The 21,829-nt window shown below is 74.5% G+C and carries 18 protein-coding genes; 12 read left to right on the forward strand and 6 right to left on the reverse strand.

What is annotated here, in order from left to right:
* Positions 1–6 precede the first annotated feature (6 nt).
* Positions 7–1,260, forward strand: a complete 1,254-nt coding sequence (locus EV684_RS20785; RefSeq protein WP_132649257.1) for an AGE family epimerase/isomerase — start codon at positions 7–9, stop codon at positions 1,258–1,260.
* A 4-nt stretch (positions 1,261–1,264) separates the two neighbouring features.
* On the opposite strand, the gene EV684_RS20790 is transcribed toward EV684_RS20785, so the two are convergent.
* Complete coding sequence (locus EV684_RS20790) at positions 1,265–1,492, reverse strand: hypothetical protein (protein ID WP_132649258.1); 228 nt, start codon at positions 1,490–1,492, stop codon at positions 1,265–1,267.
* A 201-nt stretch (positions 1,493–1,693) separates the two neighbouring features.
* On the opposite strand from EV684_RS20790, the gene EV684_RS20795 reads away from it, so the two are divergent.
* Genes EV684_RS20795 through EV684_RS20815 form a run of 6 tightly spaced genes read left to right on the forward strand, consistent with a single transcriptional unit; the run spans position 1,694 to position 9,305 of the window.
* On the forward strand, positions 1,694–3,004 hold the full coding sequence (locus EV684_RS20795) for an ABC transporter substrate-binding protein (protein WP_132649259.1): 1,311 nt from the start codon (positions 1,694–1,696) through the stop codon (positions 3,002–3,004).
* Entirely contained in the window at positions 3,001–5,274 is a 2,274-nt protein-coding gene (locus EV684_RS20800) for a sensor histidine kinase (RefSeq protein ID WP_243651244.1), read from the forward strand. Before EV684_RS20795 ends, EV684_RS20800 begins: the two co-directional genes overlap by 4 nt.
* Positions 5,271–5,711, forward strand: a complete 441-nt coding sequence (locus EV684_RS20805; protein ID WP_132649260.1) for a response regulator — start codon at positions 5,271–5,273, stop codon at positions 5,709–5,711. Before EV684_RS20800 ends, EV684_RS20805 begins: the two co-directional genes overlap by 4 nt.
* Position 5,712: 1 nt before the next feature.
* Entirely contained in the window at positions 5,713–7,734 is a 2,022-nt protein-coding gene (locus EV684_RS20810) for a response regulator (RefSeq protein ID WP_132649261.1), read from the forward strand.
* Positions 7,735–7,787: 53 nt separating this feature from the next.
* Positions 7,788–7,958: a hypothetical protein gene (locus EV684_RS24095; RefSeq protein ID WP_165908553.1), complete on the forward strand. Its 171-nt coding sequence runs from the start codon at positions 7,788–7,790 to the stop codon at positions 7,956–7,958.
* 57 nt (positions 7,959–8,015) lie between these two features.
* Positions 8,016–9,305 carry a cytochrome P450 gene (locus EV684_RS20815; protein ID WP_132649262.1) on the forward strand — a complete coding sequence of 430 codons (1,290 nt, stop codon included), beginning with the start codon at positions 8,016–8,018 and terminating at the stop codon, positions 9,303–9,305.
* Positions 9,306–9,372: 67 nt separating this feature from the next.
* On the opposite strand, the gene EV684_RS20820 is transcribed toward EV684_RS20815, so the two are convergent.
* Entirely contained in the window at positions 9,373–9,600 is a 228-nt protein-coding gene (locus EV684_RS20820) for a hypothetical protein (protein WP_132649263.1), read from the reverse strand.
* A 273-nt stretch (positions 9,601–9,873) separates the two neighbouring features.
* Here EV684_RS20820 and EV684_RS20825 point away from each other — a divergent pair, with 273 nt between their 5' ends.
* A complete protein-coding gene (locus EV684_RS20825; protein ID WP_132649264.1) occupies positions 9,874–10,407 on the forward strand; it encodes a helix-turn-helix domain-containing protein in 534 nt (177 codons plus the stop codon).
* 6 nt (positions 10,408–10,413) lie between these two features.
* Here EV684_RS20825 and EV684_RS20830 read toward each other — a convergent pair whose 3' ends face one another.
* Both EV684_RS20830 and EV684_RS20835 read right to left on the reverse strand, forming a co-directional pair.
* The gene (locus EV684_RS20830) at positions 10,414–10,878 is read right to left on the reverse strand and encodes a DUF2269 family protein (protein ID WP_132649265.1); all 465 of its coding nucleotides are present in this window, start codon (positions 10,876–10,878) and stop codon (positions 10,414–10,416) included.
* Positions 10,878–12,128, reverse strand: a complete 1,251-nt coding sequence (locus EV684_RS20835) for an SDR family oxidoreductase (RefSeq protein ID WP_132649266.1) — start codon at positions 12,126–12,128, stop codon at positions 10,878–10,880. The genes EV684_RS20830 and EV684_RS20835 overlap by 1 nt, the downstream gene beginning before the upstream one ends.
* An 82-nt stretch (positions 12,129–12,210) precedes the next feature.
* Here EV684_RS20835 and EV684_RS20840 point away from each other — a divergent pair, with 82 nt between their 5' ends.
* Complete coding sequence (locus tag EV684_RS20840; RefSeq protein WP_132649267.1) at positions 12,211–12,687, forward strand: hypothetical protein; 477 nt, start codon at positions 12,211–12,213, stop codon at positions 12,685–12,687.
* A gap of 172 nt (positions 12,688–12,859) precedes the next feature.
* The gene (locus tag EV684_RS20845) at positions 12,860–13,714 is read left to right on the forward strand and encodes a UDP-2,3-diacylglucosamine diphosphatase (protein WP_132649268.1); all 855 of its coding nucleotides are present in this window, start codon (positions 12,860–12,862) and stop codon (positions 13,712–13,714) included.
* 18 nt (positions 13,715–13,732) lie between these two features.
* Here EV684_RS20845 and EV684_RS20850 read toward each other — a convergent pair whose 3' ends face one another.
* Entirely contained in the window at positions 13,733–14,899 is a 1,167-nt protein-coding gene (locus EV684_RS20850) for a glycosyltransferase (RefSeq protein WP_132649269.1), read from the reverse strand.
* Between the two features lie 96 nt (positions 14,900–14,995).
* Between EV684_RS20850 and EV684_RS20855 the strand changes: the two genes are divergently transcribed.
* Both EV684_RS20855 and EV684_RS20860 read left to right on the forward strand, forming a co-directional pair.
* Positions 14,996–16,852 (forward strand): pyruvate kinase, encoded by a 1,857-nt coding sequence (locus EV684_RS20855; protein WP_132649270.1) that lies wholly within the window; start codon positions 14,996–14,998, stop codon positions 16,850–16,852.
* A gap of 77 nt (positions 16,853–16,929) precedes the next feature.
* Complete coding sequence (locus tag EV684_RS20860) at positions 16,930–19,188, forward strand: hybrid sensor histidine kinase/response regulator (protein WP_132649271.1); 2,259 nt, start codon at positions 16,930–16,932, stop codon at positions 19,186–19,188.
* Positions 19,189–19,225: 37 nt separating this feature from the next.
* On the opposite strand, the gene EV684_RS20865 is transcribed toward EV684_RS20860, so the two are convergent.
* A complete protein-coding gene (locus tag EV684_RS20865) occupies positions 19,226–21,775 on the reverse strand; it encodes a spermine/spermidine synthase domain-containing protein (RefSeq protein ID WP_132649272.1) in 2,550 nt (849 codons plus the stop codon).
* Between the last annotated feature and the right edge of the window lie 54 nt (positions 21,776–21,829).

A 21,829-nucleotide genomic window follows, 5' to 3' on the forward strand; every position in this document is an offset into this window, starting at 1 on the left:
CTGCCGATGTCCGAGACCGAACCCGACGCGCCCGACGGCCGCGCGCGGCCCGACTTCCGTTCGCCCGAGTTCCTGCGCGCCCACGTGCGCGACACGCTGGCCTTCTACGCCGGCCGTGCGACCGACCCCACGGGCGGTTTCTTCCACTTCTTCCGCGACGACGGCACGGTCTACGACCGGCGCACGCGCCACCTCGTCAGCAGCACGCGTTTCGTCGTCGTGCACGCGCTCGCCGCGCGCCACTTCGGCAGCCCGGCCGAGCGCGAGCGGGTGCGACACGGCCTGCGTTTCCTGCACGAGGCGCACCGCAAGGCCGACGGCGGCTACGCCTGGACGCTGGACTGGCACGAAGGCCGCGCGCAGCTCACCGACCCGACGAATCACTGCTATGGCCTGGCCTTCGTGCTGCTGGCGCACGCGCACGCGCTGATGGCCGGTGTCGACGAAGCCCGCGCCGGCCTGGACGACACGGTGGCGCTGATGGAGCGGCGCTTCTGGGAGCCGGCCGCCGGGCTCTATGCCGACGAGGCCGACGCCGGCTGGCGGCTGGCGCCCTACCGCGGCCAGAACGCCAACATGCATGCCTGCGAGGCGATGCTCGCCGCGCACGAGGCCACCGGCGATCGCCGCCACCTCCAACGTGCGCTCGGGCTCGCGCACGCCGTCACCCAGCGCCTGGCCGCCTGCGGCCACGGGCTGATCTGGGAGCACTGGCGACGCGAGGGCGACGTCCCGTGGACGATCGACTGGGACTACAACCGCTTCGATCGCAGCAACATCTTCCGTCCCTGGGGTTTCCAGACCGGGCACCTGACCGAATGGGCCAAGCTGCTGCTGCAGCTCGACGCCCGCCTGGGTGAGCGCGCGCCGGCCTGGCTGGCCGAGACCGCGGCGCGCTGGTTCGACACCGCGCTGGCGCACGGCTGGGACGCGCAGCACGGCGGCCTGGTCTACGGCTTCGGCCCCGACCGCGGCGTCTGCGACGGTGACAAGTACCACTGGGTGCAGGCCGAGAGCCTGGCCGCGGCGGCCTGGCTGGCCGTGCGCCTGGGCGACAAGCGCTTCTGGGGCTGGTACGACCGCATCTGGGCCTACGTCTGGCGCCATTTCGTCGACCACGAGCACGGCGCCTGGTATCGCATCCTCGGCCCGGACAACCGCAGGCTGACCGACGAGAAGAGCCCCGCCGGCAAGACCGACTACCACGACATGGGGGCCTGCTGGGACGTGCTGCGCGCGCTCGGCGCGCTCGAGCGCTGAGGGTTCAGCGCGGCCGCGAAGGCCGGGGCAGCGGCTCGCGCCAGACCGCGGGGCCCGGATCGGGCACGGCGTCGGCGGCGTCGTCCGGCGGCGTGTTCACCACGCGCACCGGCGGCAGCGGCCCGCGCGGAGGCCCTTCGGCGAGCCAGGCTTCGAACAGCGCCTCGGCCTCGTCGCCGCCGGACATCAGATCCACCATCGCGTCGGTCGGGACGCGGCCGCTCGTCGTCATGGCTGCCTCGCACTGCAATCGGCGCCCGCCGGGTGCGGGCTGAACGGCCACGGGCAAGCCGGGTACCCGGCCCGCCGCGGCACCCCGCCGGTTCTGCTCGCACGCTGGGGCGCTCCGCGGCCGGCGGCCATTGCCGAGCGCGCCCGGACACGCGAACATGCACGCCGACAGGCGGTTCCAGCCGCCGACCGGGGAGGATCGATGAGGCGCTTGCTCCAGGGCCTGGTTTGCTGGCTCGCCGCGCTGGCGGCTCCGGCGTCGGCCGTCACCGAGATCGTCGTCGCCACCGTCAACAACGAGCACATGATCGAGATGCAGCGCCTGACGCCGCATTTCGAACGCGCCAACCCCGAAATCCGCGTGCGCTGGGTGACGCTGGAGGAGACGGCGCTGCGCCAGCGCGTGTCCACCGACATCGCGCGCGGCAGCTCGCGTTACGACGTGCTGACCATCGGCATGTACGAGACGCAGCTGTGGGCGCCGCGCGGCTGGCTGCGGCCGATCGACCCCCCCGCGGACTACGAGATCGAGGACCTGCTGCCGGCCATCCGCGCCGGACTGACGCACCAAGGCCGCCTCTATGCCGCGCCGTTCTACGGCGAGAGCTCGATGCTCTACTACCGGCGCGACCTCGCCGAACGTGCCGGCATCGCGCTGCCCGAACGCCCCACCTGGCGCCAGGTGCGCGACGCCGCCGAACGCCTGCACGACCCGGCCGCCGGCGTCTACGGCATCTGCCTGCGCGGCAAGCCCGGCTGGGGCGAGAACCTGGCGCTGGTGATGACGATGGCCAACGCCTTCGGCGGCCAGTGGGCCGACATGAACTGGCGTCCGCAGCTCGACAGCAAGCCCTGGCGCGACGCGGTGTCGCTGTATGTCGAGATGCTGCGGCGCTTCGGGCCGCCGGGCTCGGCGGCCAACGGCTACAACGAGCTGCTGACGCTGTTTCGCGCCGGCCGCTGCGCGCTGTGGGTCGACGCGACGATCGCCGCCGGCTTCCTCAGCGACCCCGCGACCAGCCGCGTCGCCGGCCGCGTCGGCTTCGCCCAGGCACCGCGCGCCGTCACCGCCAAAGGGGCGAACTGGCTGTGGACCTGGTCGCTGGCGGTGCCGACGACGGGATCACATCCGCAGCAGGCGCGCCGCTTCGTGAGCTGGGCCACCTCGCGCGCCTACATCGAGCTCGTCGCACGCGAACGCGGCTGGGGCGCGGTGCCCACCGGCACCCGGCGCTCGACCTACGAGAACCCCGAGTTCCAGCGCGTCGCGGGCGGCTTCGCCGCGGCCGAACGCAAGGCGATCGACAGCGCCGATCCGGACGACCCGACGCTGCCGCGCAGCCCCTACCGCGGCATCCAGTACGCGGCGATCCCCGAGTTCCAGGCCATCGGCACGGCCGTCGGCCAGCAGATCGCCGCCGCGCTGACGGGCCGCAGCACCGTCGAGCAGGCACTGCAGGCGTCGCAGGCGGCCGCCGAACGCGAGATGCGGGCCGCCGGCCTCCTCAAGTGAGGCTGACGCTGCCACGCTGGCTGGACCCGCGGCGCAGCCTGCGCGCGCGCTTCGCGCTGCTGCTCGGGGGCAGCGGCCTGGCGCTGGCGCTGCTGACGGCGGCCCTCGTCGGCATCGTGCAGCGGGCCCAGCTCGTGGAGCAGCAAGGCCAGTCGATGCGCCGCGAGGCGCTGCTGCTGGCGCGCGTGCTTGACGGCGCGCTGCGCCAGCGCCTGGAGCAGCTGCAGGCCACCGCCGAGCAGCCGCTGCTGGCCAGCGGGCTGTTCGAGCCGGGCGACGCGCGGCTGCTGCTCGAAGGCCTGCGCGCGCAGCAGCCGGCCTTCGCCTGGCTGGCGATCGTCGCGCCCGACGGCCGGGTGCAGGTGGCGACGAACGCGCTGCTCGAAGGCGCCGACCTGCACGCCGAACCCTGGTTCGGGCCCGCAGGCCGCGGGCCATGGATCGGCGGCCGGCGCCCGGCTGGCGCGCTGACCGCCAGCCTGGGGCTGGAGGACGGCCAGGCGACCCAGCTCGTCGACATGGGGCTGCCGCTGACCGACATGAGCGGGCGCCACATCGGGGTGCTCGTCGCGCGCCTGCGCTGGCAATGGCTGCACGGCCTGCACCAGGGGCTCGAGGGCGACCTGGCGGCCGGCAGCGGGCTCGAGAGCGCGGTGCTCGACCGCGACGGCCGCGTGCTGCTGGGCCCGCCGGCCTGGCTGGACCGGCCGCCGCCGTTGCGCCCCGCACCCGGCAGCGCCCCGGCCCTGTCGACCTGGCCCGGCGAAGGCGAGTACCTCGGCGACTGGGTGCGCGGGCCCGGCGACGGCGGCGCCGCGGGGCTGACGGTGCTGCTGCGCCAGCCGGCCGAGCTCGCCCTGCGCCCGGCCGTCGAGATGTCGCGCCGGCTGCTGCTGCAGGGCATGGTCGGCACGCTGGCGTTCATCGTGCTGAGCATCTGGCTGGCGGCCCGCGTGGCGCGGCCGATCGGCGAACTGTCGGCCGCGGCGCTGCGTGTCGTGCACGACCAGCCGCCGCAGTTCGCCGCGATCCCGCTCGGGCGCGAGGACGAGGTGGCGCAGGTCGCGCACGCGCTGCGCCGCCTGCACGACGAGCTGTCGCGCCGGCTCGAGCAGCAGCAGCTCGCCACCGCACGCTACGAGACCCTGTTCCGCAATGCGCCCGTGGCGATCTATCTCGCGGTCGAGGACCGGCTGCTGATCGCCAACGAGGCCTGCCTGCGCCTGTTCGGCGTGCCGCACGCCCAGGCACTGGTCGGGCGCGGCAGCGCCGAGCTGTTCCATCCCGACGACGGGGCGCTGGCCACGCTGCGCCAGCGCCAGCAGGCCGCGCTGCAGCCTGGCGGCGCGCCGACACCGACCCTGGAGCATCGCATCCTGCGCCTGGACGGCAGCGTCGCAGAGGTCGAGTCGACCGCGATGGGGCTCGCGCTCGCCGAAGGCCGCGGCGTGCAGGTGGTGCTGCACGACATCACCGAGCAGCGCCAGGCGCAGGCGGCGCTGCGTGAACTGAACGCCCAGCTCGAGGCGCGCGTGGCCGCGCGCACCGCCGAGCTGCAGGCCGCCAACGCCGAGCTCGACGCCTTCGCCTACGCCGTCTCGCACGACCTGCGCGCCCCGTTGCGCGCGATGACCGGTTTCTCGCAGGCGCTGATCGAGGACCACGGCCCCGCGCTCGCCCCCCAGGCCCGGGGCTATCTGGACCAGATCGTGCTCGCCGGCCAGCGCATGGGTGAGCTCGTCGAGGGCCTGCTGACCCTGTCGCGCACGGTGCGCGGGGCGCTGTCGGTGGCGCCGGTGGACCTGTCGGCGCTGGCCGCGCTGACGGTGGCCGACCTGCGCCGCGCCGACCCCGCCCGCGAGGTCGGGATCGAGGTCGAGCCCGGCCTCGTCGCGCAGGGCGACCGGCGCATGCTGGCAGCGCTGGTCAACAACCTCCTGGGCAACGCCTGGAAGTACACCGCCGGGCGCACCGGGGCCCGCATCCGCGTGTACGCGACCCTCGATGACGGCCTGCGCTGGTTCTGCGTGGAGGACAATGGCGCCGGCTTCGACATGGCGCACGCGGGCCGGCTGTTCAAGGCCTTCGCGCGGCTGCACCGGCAGGACGAGTTCCCGGGTCTGGGCATCGGACTGGCCACGGTGCAGCGCATCGTCCACCGCCACGGCGGGCGCATCGAGGCCGAAGGCAGCCCGGGCGGGGGCGCCAGGTTCCGCTTCACGCTCCCCGAGCGGCCGCGGACAGCGGGCAACGAAGGAGCGACCGCATGAACGAGCGCGTGATCCTGCTGGTGGAGGACAACCCGCAGGACGAGATGCTGACGCTGCGCGCCTTGGGGCGCGCGCGCGTGGCCAACCGCATCGACGTCGTGCGCGACGGCCAGCAGGCACTGGACTACCTCTTTTGCCAAGGCGAGTTCGCCGGGCGCGCCGGCCCCGCGCTGCCCACCGTCGTGCTGCTGGACATCGGCCTGCCGCGGCTGACCGGGCTGGAGGTGCTGGGCCGGCTGCGTGCCGACCCCCGCACGCGCCTGCTGCCCATCGTCGTGCTGACCTCCAGCGACGAGGATGCCGACCGCATGGCCTCCTACGAAGGCGGCGCCAACAGCTTCGTGCGCAAGCCGGTGGACTTCGGCGAGTTCGCCGAGCGTGTCGCCAGCCTGGGCGTGTACTGGCTGGCCACCAACGAGCCGCCCACCCGGGACTGAGATGGAGCAAGCGACGCCGCAGCCCGCCGGCACGGCGGACCGCATCCTGATCATCGAGGACCTCGAGACCGACTACGAGCTCGTGCGGCGCCTGCTGCGCCAGCACGGCATGGGTGCGGACTGCCGCCGCGCGGCCTCGCCCGAGGCGGTACGCCACGCGCTGGGCGAAGGCGGCTGGCAGATCGTGCTGGCCGACCATTCGCTGCCCGGGCTGGACTTCGACGCCACGCTGGCCGAGGTCCGGGCGCGCCTGCCGGAGGTCCCGGTCATCCTGGTCACCGGGACCGTGGGCGAGGAGCTCGCCGTGGATCTGCTGCGCCGCGGCGTCGCCGACTTCGTGCTGAAGGACCGCATGGCGCGCCTGGTCCCGGCGATCGAACGCTGCCTGCAAGACCTGAGGCAGCGCCGCGACGCCGCCCGCGCGACGCGCGCCCTGGCGCAGAGCGAGGCCTTCAACCGCACCATCGTCGGCTCGCTCGACGACGGGCTGTTCGTCGCCCAGGACCGGCGTTTCGTCTTCGTCAACCCGGCGCTGGCGGCGATGCTCGGCTGGGATCGCGCGGCCTTCGAGGGCCGCGGCTTCGACGAGGTCGTCGCACCCGAGTCGCACGCGATCTGGGAGCAGCGTTACCGCCAGCGCATGGCGCCGCCCTCGCCCGAGCCCGAGCGCCAGTACGAGGTCGCGCTGCTGCACCGCTGCGGCCAGCGGGTCTGGATGGAGCTGCGCGCCGCACGCTTCGAACACCACGGGCGCCCGGCGGTGCTCGGTCTGCTGCGCGACACCACCGAGCGCCGGCGCATCGTCGCCGAGCTCGAGCGCCACCGGCACCACCTGGAGGCCCTGGTCGAGGAACGCACGCGCAAGGCCGAGGACGCGAGCCGCGCCAAGACCGCGTTCCTGGCCAACATGAGCCACGAGATCCGCACCCCGCTCAACGCCATCACCGGCATGGTGCACCTGCTGCAGCGCGAGGCCACGCCGGCGCAGCAGCGTTCGCTGTCGGTCATCGTGCGCGCCGTCGACCACCTGCTGTCGCTGGTCAACGACGTGCTGGACCTGTCCAAGATCGAGTCGGGCAAGCTGACGCTCGAACGCGTGGACTTCGCGCTCGACGAGCTGCTGGAGCGCGCCCGCGGCCTGGTGGCCGACCTCGCGGCGTCCAAGCAGCTGCGGCTGGTGCTCGACAACCGCGACACCGGCATTCGCCTGCGCGGCGACCCGACGCGTCTCGCACAGCTGCTGCTGAACCTGCTGGGCAATGCGGTCAAGTTCACCGAGCGCGGCGAGGTCCGCCTGGGCTGCAGCGTCGACCTGCGCGACCCGGCCGCACCGCGGCTGCGGCTGGAGGTCAGCGACACCGGCATCGGCATCGAGCCCGAGCGCCTGGCGCAGCTGTTCGACCCGTTCGAGCAGGCCGACAGCTCGACCACGCGGCGCTACGGCGGCAGCGGGCTGGGGCTGGCGATCTGCCGCCACCTCGTCGAGCAGATGGAGGGCCGCATCGGCGTGCACAGCGTGCCGGGCCAGGGCAGCCGTTTCGACGTCGAGGTCCGGCTGGAGCCGGCGGCGGACGCCCTGCCCGGCCCGGCGCCCGGCGATGACCTCGAGGCTCTGGTGCGACAGCGCCACGCCGGCCAGCGCGTGCTGGTGGCCGAGGACAACGAGATCAACCAGCTCGTCGCCGAGGATCTGCTGGTCTGCGCCGGCCTGGTCGTCGACCTGGCCACCGACGGCCGCCAGGCCGTCGAACGTGCCGCGACGGCGCCCTACGCGGCGATCCTGATGGACGTGCAGATGCCGGTGCTCGACGGACTGCAGGCCACGCGCGAGATCCGCGCCCAGCCTGGCGGCGTGCGCGTGCCGATCATCGCGATGACCGCCAACGCCTTCGGCGAGGACCGCGACGCCTGCATGGCCGCCGGCATGAACGACCATCTCGCCAAGCCGGTGGCCGCCGAGCGCCTGTACGCGCAGCTGCTGCGCTGGCTGCCGATCGGCGAAGCCGCGCTGCGCGACGCCTGACGGGCACCGGGCTTGCCGTCGCTGCGGGCCTGACCCCCCCGCAGGAGAGCCCCATGGAATTCGGCATCGTCCCCGCCCTGTTCGCGATCACGCTGCTGATCGCGCTGGTTTTCGGCCTGTACCAGTACCGCAAGGTCATGCGCGCCCGGCGCGAAGGGCGGCGTTCCGTGCAGGCCGAGGTGCGCGGCGAGCCGCCGTCCAGGCCGGACCGCGGCTCGCGCTGAGCCATGGCGCGCACGGCGCTTGCCGGGCGGGCGCGCCAACCTCTGCCGGGAACCTCGATGCCGCACGTCCTGCCCCGCCCCGGCGCCCTCGGCGCCGCCTCGCCGCTGCCGCGCCTGCCCGGCTTCGATCACACGCTGGCCTGGCTCGCCGACCCCTACCGCTTCATCGCGCGCGGCTGTGCGGCCCTGGGTGCCGACGTCTTCCAGACCCGGCTGGCGCTGCGGCCGGTGATCTGCCTGTCCGGCCCGCTGGCCGCCGAGCTGTTCTACGACGAACGCCGCTTCGTGCGTGCCGGCGCCGCACCCGAGCCGCTGAAGGCCACGCTCTTCGGGCGCGACGGCGTGCAGACGCTCGACGGTGCCGCGCACCGCGTGCGCAAGGCCCTGCTCGTCGGGCTCACCGAGCCCGCCAGCGTGCAGGCGCTGGTCGACATCGCCGCCCAGGAGTGGGACCGTGCCGCCGCGCAGTGGGTCGCGGCGCAGCGGCCGGTGACGCTGTACCGCGCGGTGCAGCCGCTGCTGGCGCGTGCGGCCTGTCGCTGGGCCGGCGTGCCACTGCCCGAGCCCGAGGCCGGACGCCGCACGCGCCAGCTGACGGCGCTGTTCGACTCCGCGGCCGCGGGGCCGCTGGGGCATCTGCAGGCCCGCTGGGCGCGCCGGCGCACCGAGATCTGGCTCGCGGGCGTCGTCGAAGATGCACGCGCCGGGCGCGCGGCGCTGCCGCCGGGCAGCCCGGCGCAGGTTATCGTGGCCTACCGCGACCTCGACGGCCGGCCGCTGCCGGCGCACACGGCGGCCGTCGAGCTGCTGAACCTGCTGCGGCCGGTGGTCGCGGTCTCGGTCTGGATCACCTTCGTCGCCCACGCGCTGCAGCGCTTCCCGGCCTGCCGTGCGGCGCTGCTCATGCCCGAGGGCGGCGAGCTGCGCCGCCCGTTCATCGACGAGGTCCGCCGGCACTATCCCTTCTTCCCGGCGATCGCCGCCCGCGTGCGGGCCGACTTCGACTGGTGCGGCCTGCACTTCCCGGCGGGGCGCCGCGTGCTGCTGGACGTCCACGGCACGCACCACGACCCGCGCGCCTGGCGCGAGCCGCAGGCCTTCCTGCCCGAGCGCTGGCTGCAGCGCCGGCCCGGACCTTACGAATTTCTGGCGCAGGGCGGCGGCGACATCGCCGGCGGCCACCGCTGTCCCGGCGAGGAGATCGCGCTGCGACTGATGCTGATGGCGCTGCAGCGCCTGCTGCGCATGCGCCTGCTGCTGCCGCCCCAGGTGACGACGCTGCGCATGTCACGCCTGCCCGCGCTGCCGGCCGACGGCATGCGGCTGCGGGTGCTGGACGTCGGCTGAAGCGCGGCGCCGCCGGCGCGCCTGGCCGCCTGCTGGCGGCGGGATGTCCCGGCCGGAGGCCGGGATTTCAGTGCTCGAGTTCGGCGTAGCCGGAGACGAACAGCCAGGCGTCGTGGCGTTCGACGCACAGTTCCACCCGGTCGCCCGGGCTCAGGTGCTCGAAATCGGCGCCTGGCGTGCTCTTGGTGACGGTCCATTCGCGTTGGTCGTCACCATCGAGATAGGCCAGCCCCGTGCGGGGCAGGATCTCGCGCACGACGGCCCTGATGATCGACGAGTTCGGCGCAGCGGTCATTCTGGATCTCCTGACGTGAGGGCGCCGCACCGCCGCCAGGGCGGCCGGCAGGGCGATTAGGCGCCCACCCGCCCCAGGGGTTTTGCGACCGATCAAAGCGCCCGCCTCCCGCGGCCGGCGCCGTGCTGCGGCATCATCGCCGCCGGCGGCGGTGCACCATGAAGGGGTGCTGTCGTGCCACTGTCGCCTCGCTGTCGCCGCCTGTCGGGGTGCTGGCGTCGCGCCGGACCGCCGCGCCGGGCAAGCTGAGGCCGTCGATTGCAGGAACACACGATGCTGGTTCAGAAACTGAGGATCCAACGCGGCTGGTCGCAACAGCAGCTCGCCGAACTGAGCGGCCTGAGCGTGCGCACCATCCAGCGCATCGAGCGCGGCCAGCCGGCCAGCGCGGAAACCCTGAAATCGCTGGCGTCGGTCTTCGAGATCGACTTTTCCGTCCTCATGCCGGCCCAGACGCCGGCGCCCGATCCGGAGACCACGATGGCAGCCGAGCCCCTGACCCCACCCGCCACCCCGGCGATGGCCCCCGACGGCGCGAGCCTCAGCGCCGAGGAACGCCTGGCCTTGCGCCACGTGCGCCGGCTGCGCGACTTCTACAGCCAGTTGACGACCTACGCCGCCGTCATCCTGATGCTGCTGGTCATCAACCTGCTGACCGTGCCGCAGTACCTCTGGGTGGTCTGGCCGGCGCTGGGCTGGGGCATCGCGCTGCTGGTCCAGGCGGCGAGCCTGTGGGGCCCCAAACGTTTCCTCGGCCCGGAGTGGGAGCGCCGCCAGCTCGAGAAGCGCCTGGGCCGTCCGCTCTGACTCCGATCAGGCCGGCTTGGCGACCATCAGCCAGAACACCGCGACGAAGGCGGTGAAAGCCGGCACGCCCAGCGCCACCCAGGCGAGCAGGCAGCGCCGGTAAGCCGCGGGCAGCGGCGCGGCGGCTGCAGACGCGGCTTCGGCCAGGCGGCGCATGCGCATCTGCAGCACGGCGACCGGCAGCCAGCAGGCCACCGCCAGCGCGTAAAGCAGGGTCGCGTCGCGAACCCAGGGCGTGGACCAGGGCAGCTGCAGCACCTGCAGCAGGTACCAGCCGCTCAGCGGCTGGAACACGACCGTGGTCGCGGTGAACAGCCAGTCGGCCCAGACGACCTGGCGCGCGACGAGCGCCGCCGCCACCGTGCGCCCCGACAGGCTGGCCAGCAGCAGGTGGAACGCCGAGCCCACGCCGGCGCCGAACAGCAGCGTCGACGACAGCACGTGCAGCCACTTGGCGACCAGGTAGTCCATCAGCGGTCGCGCGCCCACAGCAGCGCCAGCAGCGCGAGGATCGGCAGGTTTTTCGTCAGCGGCCCGTACGGATGGGCCCAGAACTCGGGCAGCGCGACGCTGATGACGGCGGTGTAGCCCAGCACCAGCGCCGCCTGCAGCGCCCACAGCCGGCGGTGGCGGCCGGGCCACAGCGTCGCAACGCCGAACCCCGCGTCCAGCCCCGCGGCGGCGAACAGCGCCGGCAGCCGAAGCGCCTCGGGCACGCCGCTGCGCGCCAGCAGCGCCAGGCTCTCGTCACGCGGGAAGACGAACAGCGACACCCAGGCCGTCAGCAGCCACAGCAGCGCCAGCGCCACGCGCAGCAGCGGCACCGTCCAGCCGGCCTCGGCCGTCGTGCGCAGTGCCGGTGCCAGCGTCCGCGGGATGAACGCCGCCACCGGCCGCGGCGGGCCGCCGATCAGCGTCGAGACGTCCTGGGCGTCGGCCGTGTTGCCGCGCTGCAGCATGCGCCACGCGTCACGGTCGAGCAGCCCGGTGCCGGCTGCGGCGACGGCCGCCATCAGCGGCGCCGGCACCGTGAGTGCGCGTGCGGGCGCCAGACCCAGCCCGGCGCGCAGGCCTTGCAGATAGGCCGCCAGCGTCGTCGGCTCGGGCCCGACGAGCGCGATGCGCCGGCCACGCCAGCGCCCGGCTGGCGCCTGCAGCAGCGCCAGCAGCGCCGCGACGACGTCGTCCACGTGCACCGGCTGGATCGCCTGCCGGCCGCCCGCCGGCAGCGCGAGCACGGGCAGCGAGGCCCAGGCGAGGAAGGCCGCGCTGCTGGCGCCGCCCGCGCCGAAGACCAGCGACGGCATCACCACGCAGGCGTCCAGCGGCAGCGCCAGCAGCCGCTGGTCGGCGGCGTGTTTGCTGCGGTGAAAGCCGCTCTCGGCTTCGTCGTCGGCGCCCAGCGCCGAGACCTGCACGACGCGGCGCACGCCGGCCGCGGCGCAGGCTTCGAACAAGGCCACCGGGCCGGTGACGTGCAGGTCGGCGAAACGCGCGCCCGGGGTCTCGCGGAAGATGCCGACGGTGTTGACGACGGCGTCCAGGCCGGCCAGGTGCTCGCTCCAGCGCGGCGGCGCGGCGGCGAAGTCGGCCGCGACGAAGGCGCAGCCACTGCCGTCGGGGCGCCGGCCGGCGCAGACCACCTCGTGACCGTGTGCGCGCAGCGCGTCGCGCAAGTGCGAGCCGATGAAGCCGCTGCTGCCGGTGAGGAGGATTCGCATGGGAACAGCGCTTGCCGAAAGCGGCCAGCCGGCCGGGCAATCGGCATACCGCCGCCCCGGGCAAACGGCGACGGAGCGACCGATGACAACGACGATCTCGCTGGCGCCGCGCAGCCATGCGCGCGACACCCTCACCGACGGCCTGCTGGCCGCCGCCCTGTCGACCGTGGCACTGGTCTGGCGCGGCCGCCGGGACAGCACGCCGGCGGCGCCGCTGAACGCGATCAGCCACTGGCTCTGGCCGCGCCGCGCGCTGCACGCGGACGGGCCCTCGCTGCGCCACGCCGCCACCGGCACCGTGATCCACGTCGCATCGTCGATGCTGTGGGCCGCGGTCTATGACCTGATCCGCGCCCGCCGCCGCCGGCCGACGCCGCTCAACGCGATGGCTGACGCCGCCGCCGTCACCGCGATGGCCGCCGTCGTCGACCTGCAGCTGGTGCCGCGGCGGCTGACGCCGGGATTCGAGCACCGGCTCTCGCGCCCCAGCCTGTCGCTGGTCTACGGCAGCTTCGCCGTCGGGCTGGCGCTGGGCGGCCTGGTCGCGCTGCGCCGCTGAACGTGCCCGCCGGCCTCTACGGCTACACCCATCTGAGCGGCGGCGCCCCTGCGAGCGGCCGCGAGACTTGCGCACGCCGCCGGTGCTGCGGCCGCGGACCGCCGAAGCCGAAGGCGGCACGGTGCACCGACCGTCACCACCGCGTCACGCCGGCCGGCGACGATGCCGGTCCATGCAGACGGCGCCTCCCTCCCCGCCCGACGCCCGAGACGGCGCCGCGGACGGCGCGCCGCTGCGGGTGCGCACGGCCTGGATCTCCGACATCCACCTCGGCACGCCCGGCTGTCAGGCGCAGGCGCTGCTGGCCTTCCTGCGCGACCTGGAGTGCGACACGCTGTACCTCGTCGGCGACATCGTCGACGGCTGGCAGCTCAAACGCAGCTGGTACTGGCCGCAGGCGCACAACGACGTCGTGCAGAAGATCCTGCGCAAGGCGCGCAAGGGCACGCGTGTCGTCTTCGTGCCCGGCAACCACGACGGCTTCGCGCGCCGCTACGCCGAGCTGAACTTCGGCGGCGTCGAGGTGCTGGAGGAATGCCTGCACGAGACCGCCGACGGCCGCGTGCTCTGGGTGACGCACGGCGACCTGTTCGACGGCATCGTGCAGCACGCGCGCTGGCTGGCGCACGTCGGCGACGCCGCCTACACGCTGGCGCTGGAGCTCAACCGCTGGTTCAACCGCGCGCGCTCGCACTTCGGCCTGCCGTACTGGAGCCTGTCGGGCTACCTGAAACACAAGGTCAAACGCGCCGTCAGCTACATCGACGACTTCGAGACCGTGCTCGCGCACGAGGCGCGCCGCCGCGGCGCGCACGGCGTCGTCTGCGGCCACATCCACCACGCCGAGATCCGCACGATCGACGGCGTTCTCTACTGCAACGACGGCGACTGGGTCGAGAGCCTGACGGCCCTCGTCGAACACGCCGACGGCCGGCTGGAGATCGTGCGCGGCGGGCGGCGCACCCTGCCGGTGGCGGCGATGCCGGCAGCGGCCGAGTCCCTGCCGGAGGCCGAGCCGGTGGCCTGAAGCGGCGCCCTGCGGCGCTCAGGCCGCCACGGCCTCGGCCTCGCCCAGGCCGTGCCGCGACGGAGCGCTGCGGCCGCGCAGCAGTTCGTCGAAGACCTCCAGCACCTCGGCCGCCGCGCGGTTGTCGACCCAGCGCACCCGCGCCTGGTACTGCGGCAGGCGCTGCAGCAGTTCGGCCATCGCGGCCGGCAGCTCGCGCACCGAGCCCACCGCCAGTCCCAGGCCCAGTTCACGCAGCCACTGGACGTTGTAGCGCTCCTGCGGCAGCGTCGAGCCGTTCTCCAGCGTCAGCACCGGCAGGCCGAGCTGCACCGCCTCGCTGATCGACCCCGGGCCCGGCTTGCCGACGAAGACGTCGGCCAGCTGCAGCACACGCGGCACGTTCTGCGTGAAACCCAGCGCGACGTGCGGTGCCGCGCGCCGCATTGCCGCCAGCTCGGCCTGCAGCGCGGCGTTGTGGCCGCACAGCAGCACCAGTTGCACCTCGCCCAGCGCGCGCGCGATCTTCAGCATCTGGCGCGAGCCGTGGCCGCCGAACATCACCGCGGCCACCGGCCGGTCGGGGTCCAGGCCGAGCGCGGCGCGGTCGGCGCGCCGGTCGCCGGTGGCCGGACGGTGGAAGGCCGGGCGCAGCACCATGCCCGAGACGTGGTGCAGCCGCGACGCCGGCACGCCGGCGGCACGCGCCTGCTCGGCCGCCCGCGGGGTGCCGCAGACCAGGTGCTGCTCGACACGCGGCTCGATCCAGAACCGCGGCGGGTGGTCGGCCAGGTCGGTCATCACGGTGGCGAAGGGCAGGCCCTGCCAGGCCGCCTGCACCGACTCGGCGAGCACACGGTTGAAGTTGGGCACGACCGAGACCACCAGGTCGGGACGGCTCTGAAGCCAGTGGCGGCGCAGCGCCGCGAGCATCGGCCGGTGCGCCAGGCGAATCAGCCCCTGCAGCAGCTTGAGCTCGTGCGCCAGCCCGGCGGTCCAGCCGCGGCGCAGGCGCAGGTTGTAGTAGTCCTCGGGCTCGAAGCCGGTCAGGCGCTGGAAGCTCGCGCCCGGGTCCAGCACGCGCACCAGGTTCACCGGGCGCAGCGTCCACGGCCGGCCCTGCTCCTTCGCCGTCTCCTGCAGCGCCTGCACCGCGGCCCGATGGCCGCCGCCGGCGTTGAAGTAGACGAGGTCGATCGTCGTCATGCCCCGCATCCTGGGGCCGGGCCGTGACGCCGAGGTGACGGTCACGAAAACGCCACGCGGCGCGCGCAGAGTGCCCCCAAGGGAGAACACCGACCGATGGACCGAACCACCACCACCCGCCCCGCCGCAAGCCCTGCGACCGGGCCCTGGGACCACGCCAGCTGCGAGGCGCTGATCGCCGAACTGCAGGTGCTGCGCGAATCGATGATCGAGCACGAGGCGCGGCTGGCGCCGCGGCTCGCCGCCGTCGACGCCTCGTTCCGGGACAGCGCCATCAATCTCGCGCACTACCTGGCGCTGCGACGCTACGACCTGCGCCGCGTGCAGGAGCGGCTGGCGGCCATCGGCCTGTCCTCGCTCGGGCGCGCCGAGACCCACGTGCTGGCCAACCTGGACCAGGTGCTGGGCATCCTGCGCCGGCTCGTCGGCCAGGAAGGGCGCGCACCGACACGGCCCGAGCCGACCGGCCTGAGCCAGGGCGCACGGCTGCTGGCCCGGCACACCGAGGCGCTGCTGGGGGCGGCGCCGGCCGAGCGCAGCGCGCGCATCATGGTCACCCTGCCGGGCGAGGCGGCGCACGACGATGCGCTGGTGGCCGCGCTGGTGGCCGCAGGCATGGACATCGCCCGCATCAACTGCGCCCACGACGACGCCGCGGCCTGGGTCGAGATGGCCGCCCGCGTGCGCCACCACGCCCGGCAATGCGGCCGCCCGGTGCGTGTGCTGATGGACCTGGGCGGCCCGAAGCTGCGCACCGGCGCGCTGCGGCCGGGGCCGGCAGTGGTGCACCTGAAGCCCCTGCGCGACGCGCTGGGCCGCGTCGTGCAGCCGGCGCGCCTGGGGCTGCGCGCCGGCGCCGGCACCGCCGGGATTGCCGGCGCCGAGATCACGCTGGCCGTCGAAGGCGACTGGCTCGAACTGCTGGACGCGGGCGACCGCGTCGAACTCGTGGACACCCGCGGGCGGCACCGCCGCCTGCGCGTGGCCGAACGGCGCAGCGGCGGCGTGCTGCTGGAATGCCGCCGCAGCCTGTGGCTGGGCGACACGACCGAGATCCGGCGCGCAGGCGACCCGCACGGCGCGAGGCTGCAGGCGCTGCCGCACACGCCTGGCGCGCTGCTGCTTCACCGCGGCACGCGGCTCGCGCTGCTGCCCGAGCGCGAGGGCCACCCGGCCGACCCGGCGGCCGCGCTGCCGGCCATCGGCTGCACGCTGGCGCAGGCGCTGGCCCAGGTGCGCAAGGGCGACCGCGTCTGGTTCGACGACGGCCACCTGGGCGGCGTCGTGCGCCGCGGCGGCACGCGCAAGGTGGAAGTCGAGATCACCCACGCGCGCGAGGGCGGCCAGAAGCTCGGCGCCGACAAGGGCATCAACCTGCCCGACACCGAACTCGACCTGCCGGCCCTCACCGCCCAGGACCTGAGCGACCTGCCGACGGTCGCCGCGCACGCCGACCTCGTCGGGCTGTCGTTCACCCAGTCGGCCGCCGACGTGCAGGCGCTGCGCGCGGCGCTCGCCGCCCTGCCCGGGCCGTCCCCGGCGCTGATGCTCAAGGTGGAGACCCGGCGGGGCTTCGAGGCCCTGCCCGAGATCCTGCTGGCGGCGATGGCAGGCCCCGCGGCCGGGGTGATGATCGCGCGCGGCGACCTGGCGGTGGAGTGCGGCTTCGAGCGCCTGGCCGAGGTGCAGGAGGAGATCCTCTGGGCCTGCGAGGCCGCGCACCTGCCGGTGGTCTGGGCCACGCAGGTGCTCGAGGGCCTGGCCAAGACCGGCCAGCCCAGCCGCGCCGAGATCACCGACGCGGCGATGGCCGGCCGCGCCGAATGCGTGATGCTCAACAAGGGCCCCTACGTCGTCGAGGCCATCCGCACGCTGGACGACATCCTGCGCCGCATGCAGGCGCACCAGGACAAGAAGCGGCCGCTGCTGCGGGCGCTGAAGGCCTGGGCCTGAGCCCCCGGGCGCACGCGTCGTCACCCTGACCGAGGGGCGGCCGCCTCACGGCGGCCCGGGGTGGCTACGATGGGGCGATGGACGCCGCGACCCTGCTGACCGCCAACGCGTTGCTGTCCTCGGCTGCCGCCCTGGTGATGGGCGTGGTGCTGCGCACGCGCAGGACCTACCCGGGCTTCGGTTTCTGGACCTGCGGCATCGCCTGCCTGGCGCTGGGCACGGCGCTGCTGATCCCCGACGTGCTGCCGCCGGGCTGGGCCGCGCGCGTGGCGCGCAACGGCCTGCTGCTGGCCGGTCACGCGCTGATCCTGCGCGGCATGCTGGTGTTCCGCGGCCTGCGCGTGGGCGCCTGGCTGGAGGCGGTGCTGGCGCTGCTCTTCCTGGGCAGCTTCGGCTGGCTCAGCCTCGACGCCGCCCGGCTGTCCGATCGCATCGTCTGCTACTGCCTGTTCTCCTGCACGCTGAGCCTGGCGACCGTCGCCGTCACGCTGCGCCGGCGCCCGCCCCACTTCGGCTCCAACGACCTGCTGCTCGCGCTGTGGCTGACGCTGTTCGCGCTGATCACGCTGGTGCGCGCCGGCCAGGAGCTGGGCGACGTCAGCACCGCGTTCGAGGCCATCAAGGGCTTCGGCGGCATCTACGCGCTGGCGCAGATCCTGTCGGTGCAGCTGGTCACGCTGACGCTGATCAGCATGAACTCGCAGCGCATCGAATGGGAGCTGGGCGGCAGCGAGCAGCAGCTGCGCTCGATGGGCGACAACCTGCCCGCCGGCTTCATCTACCGCTACGAGCTCATCGACGGCCGCAGACGTTTCGACCACGTCAGCAGCGGCGTCGAGGGCACGCTGGGGCTGCGCGCGGCCGAGGTGATGGTCGACGCCGGGCCGCTGTTCGCGCTGCTCACGCCCGAGGCGCGCGAGCGCTACCTGGCCGACGAGGCGCGCAGCGCCGCCGGCCTGAGCGACTTCCACGCCACGCTGTGCTTCCAGCTTGCCGACGGCCGGCTGCGCTGGCTGGACGTGCGCTCGCGTCCGCAGCGCCGCCCCGACGGCGCCACCTTCTGGGACGGCGTGGCGATGGACGTGACCGAGCGGCTGCAGGCGCAGCAGGCGCTGGCCGAGCACCGCCGGCAGCTGGAGGACACCGTGGAGCGGCGCACCCGCCAGCTGGCCGAGGCCAGCCGGCGCGCCGAAGCCGCCAACCTGGCCAAGAGCGCCTTCCTGGCCAACATGAGCCACGAGATCCGCACGCCGCTCAACGCGATGATCGGCATGGCGCACCTGATCCGGCGCGAGGATCTGAGCGTGCGCCAGCTGGACCGGCTGTCCAAGCTCGAGACCGCCGCCCGGCACCTGCTGGAGGTGCTCAACGCCGTGCTCGACCTGTCCAAGATCGAGGCCGGCAAGATGGTGCTCGAGGCGCTGCCGCTGCGTGTGGAGACCACCGTGGCCGACGTGATGTCGATGGTGGAGGAACGTGCCGAGGCCAGGCACCTGCAGCTGGCGAGTGCCGTGGACCCGATGCCGCGAGACCTCGTCGGCGACCCGACGCGGCTGCAGCAGGCGCTGCTGAACTATGCCAACAACGCCGTCAAGTTCACCGAGAGCGGCAGCGTGACGATCCGGGTGCGGCTGCTGGAACAGGACGAGCACGGCGTGCTGCTGCGCTTCGAGGTGCAGGACACCGGCATCGGCGTGGCCGCCGACGATCTGCCGCGGCTGTTCGAGGCCTTCGAGCAGGCCGACCGCTCCACGACGCGCAGCGCCGGCGGCACCGGGCTCGGGCTGGCCATCACGCGCCGGCTGGCCGAGCTGATGGGTGGCGACGCCGGCGCGACCAGCGAGCCGGGAGCCGGCAGCACCTTCTGGTTCACGGCCCGGCTGCGCCGCGACCCGTCGGCCCACGCCACGCTGCTGCAGGGACCGTCTGCCGACGCCGAGCAGACGCTGCGCCGCCGCCACGCCGGCGCCCGCGTGCTGCTGGCCGAGGACAACCCGGTCAACGCCGAGGTCGCGCAGGCCCTGCTGGACGAGGTGGGCCTGGTGGTCGACGTCGCCAGCGACGGCATCTGCGCCGTCGACATGGCGCTGCAGCACGACTACCGGCTGGTGCTGATGGACATGCAGATGCCGGGCCTGGACGGGCTGGACGCCTGCCGCGCGATCCGCCAGCAGCGCCCGTCGGCCGGCCTGCCGATCATCGCGATGACCGCCAACGCCTTCGCCGAGGACAAGGCGCGCTGCCGGGCCGCCGGCATGGACGACTTCATCAGCAAGCCGGTGGATCCGGGAACGCTGTACCGGCTGCTGCTGAAGTGGATGGACAAGCGGGGCTGAGCGGCCCGGGAGCCGACGCGCAGCGCCGGCCACGGCGTCAGCGCAGTTCCTCCAGCACACGGCCCGCCTCGGGCCAGGCCGGCTGCAGCATGTGCAGTTCGGCCAGCAGGGACCGCGCCGCCGGCCTGTCGCGCGCCGCCAGCGCCGCCGCCATCGCCACCAGCGGCTCGTAGGCCGGGCGGAAGTCGGGGCTCAGGCGCAGCGCCGCGAGCAGCGGTGCCTGCACCTGGGCCAGCATGCGGCGCGGATCGGCGCTGGGCACGACGTCGCGCCCGGCGGCCAGGAACAGGTCGCGTGCCTGGCGATACGCGGCCAGCCGTGGCGCCAGCGCACCGGGGTCGGCCGGCAGTTCGTCCGCGGCCACGTCCAGCGCGCCCAGCAAGGCCAGCAGGCGATCGCGCGGGCGCGAGTCCGGGGCGTAGGTCAGGCGCGGGGCGCGGTAGGCGACGACCGGGCGGTCGTCGGTGTTCAGCGGCGCGTCGGCCGCGAAACGCGCCAGCGCTCGCGGGCCGGCGATGACGCTGCCCAGCAGCGCGAACTCGTCGTCCAGACCCCAGCGCGCGGCCTGCGGCGCGCCACGCAGGCGCTCGCGCAGCGCCTCGGGCGTCAGCCGCATGCCGCCGGCGCGGCCGATCAGGCCGACGACCGGCGTGTCCAGGCTGTTCGTCGCCAGCACCGCCACCGCGCCGGGCCAGACCTCGCGGAAGGCGCGCACGACGCTGCGCAGGCTCTCCAGGTCCATCTGGTGCAGCGGCAGCCACTGGCAGAACAGGCCGCCCGCGGCCAGGCGCGCGTGCACCGCGGCGAAATGCTCCACGGTCAGCAGGCTGCCCGAGCCGCTGCGCGCCGGGTGCACGTTGTCGGCGACGACGAGTTCGTAGAGCCGATCGCTGGCGCGCACGTGGCGGCGGGCGTCGGCCACCACGAGGTGCAGGCGGTCTGCGGTCGCGAAGCCGGCAGTGAAACGCGGCGACAGCGCCGCGACTTCGGGCACCAGTTCGACGGCATCGACGCTCAGCCGGGGATCCTCGGCCGCCGAGGCCGCGGTGACGCCGGTGCCCAGCCCGAGGAACAGCACGTGCCGCGGGTCCGGGTGCAGCAGCAACGGCAGCCAGGCCTGGCGCGCGTCGGCCCAGCGCGTGGCGCTGCTGCCTTCAGGGGCACGGTTGTCGATCTTCAGCCAGGCGCTGCCGCTGGCGTCCTCGACGACGCTGACGCTGGCCATCGCGCCTTCGTGCAGCTGCAGCAGCCGCCCGCCGGGCGGCAGGTCGACGAAGACCAGCGCCGGGGCCACGAGCGCCATGCCGCCCGCGGCCGCGCCGACCGCCCAGCTGCGGCGCGAGCGCAGCGACGCGGCCGAGCCCAGCGCCAGGTAACCCGCGGCGATGGCGACGATCGCCACCTTGGCGCCCACCGCCGGCAGCAGGCCGACACCGAAGGCCAGCGGCGCCGCCGCCGCGCCCAGCGTGTTGAGCCCCAGCAGACGGCCCAAACCCAGCCCGGCGGCGACGCCGTGCTCGGCCAGGCGGGCGAACAGCGCGCCCATCAGCACGGTGGGCGCGAAGAAGGCGGCCAGCGCCAGCACCGCTTCGGCCGCCAGCGCCGCGGCGTAACCGCCGCCGGTACTGGCCAGCACCGCGGCCTTGAGCTCCGGCGCGAACCACAGGCTGGCGCCGCCGGCCAGGCAGGCCGCAGCCAGCGCGCGCAGCAGGCCGTCGACGCTGCCCGCCGGCCACCGCGCCTGCCAGGCGGCGCCCGCGGCGCTGCCGACGAGGTAAACGGCCAGCAGCAGCGCGAAGGTGTAGACCGTGTCCTCGGCCACCTGGCCGAGCACGCGCACGACGACGACCTCGTAGCCGATGCCCAGCAGCCCGGTGGCCGCCAGCCGCGGCAGCAGGGTCGCCGCGGCCTGCGGGTCGCGCCGCGGCTGCGGCGGCGGTGAACCGGCGCCGAGCACCGGCAGCGCCAGCAGCGCGCAACCCAGGTTCAGCGCCGCGCAGAGCGCCGCGCTGCGCAGCAGCCCCAGCGAGGGCACGAGCCAGAACGCGAGCACCAGCACGCCGAGCACCGCGCCGGCCGTGTTGGCCGCGTACAGCGCCGCGACCGAGCCGCCGGGCCGCCCGGCCAGCGCCCGCTGCAGCGCCGGCAGGGTGGCGCCCATCGCCGCGGTGGCCGGCAGCAGCAGCACGAAGGTCGCCGCGAAGGCCACCGTCCATTGCCAGGCCGGCGCGGGCGCCGGGCCGGCCAGCGCCGCCAGCCAGCCGCCGGCCTGGGCGCCGAAGGCGGCCAGGACCAGGCCCCAGAGCCCGATCACGGCCTCGCACAACGCATAGCCCAGCGCCGGACGGGCGCCACGCTCCAGCCACGCACCCAGCGTCGACGCTCCCAGCGCCAGCCCGGCGAAGAAGGCGGCGACGACGGCCAGCACCGCCGCCGTCTCGTGGCCCAGCCAGAGCGCGCCCTGGCGCGTCCAGACGATCTGCAGCCCCAGCCCGGAGAAGCCCGAAGCGAGCATCAACGCCAGCGCCGCCGGCGCGCCGACGCCGAGCCGCCGCGCGCTGCGGCCGGGGAGGGTCAGCGGTGCCATCGGGGCGCAGACGATAGGCCGGGGCGGCGACGCCTTGATGACAACGTGCGGCTG

Source organism: Rubrivivax gelatinosus (genome assembly GCF_004340905.1).
In the GTDB taxonomy this organism is placed as follows: domain Bacteria; phylum Pseudomonadota; class Gammaproteobacteria; order Burkholderiales; family Burkholderiaceae_C; genus Rubrivivax; species Rubrivivax gelatinosus.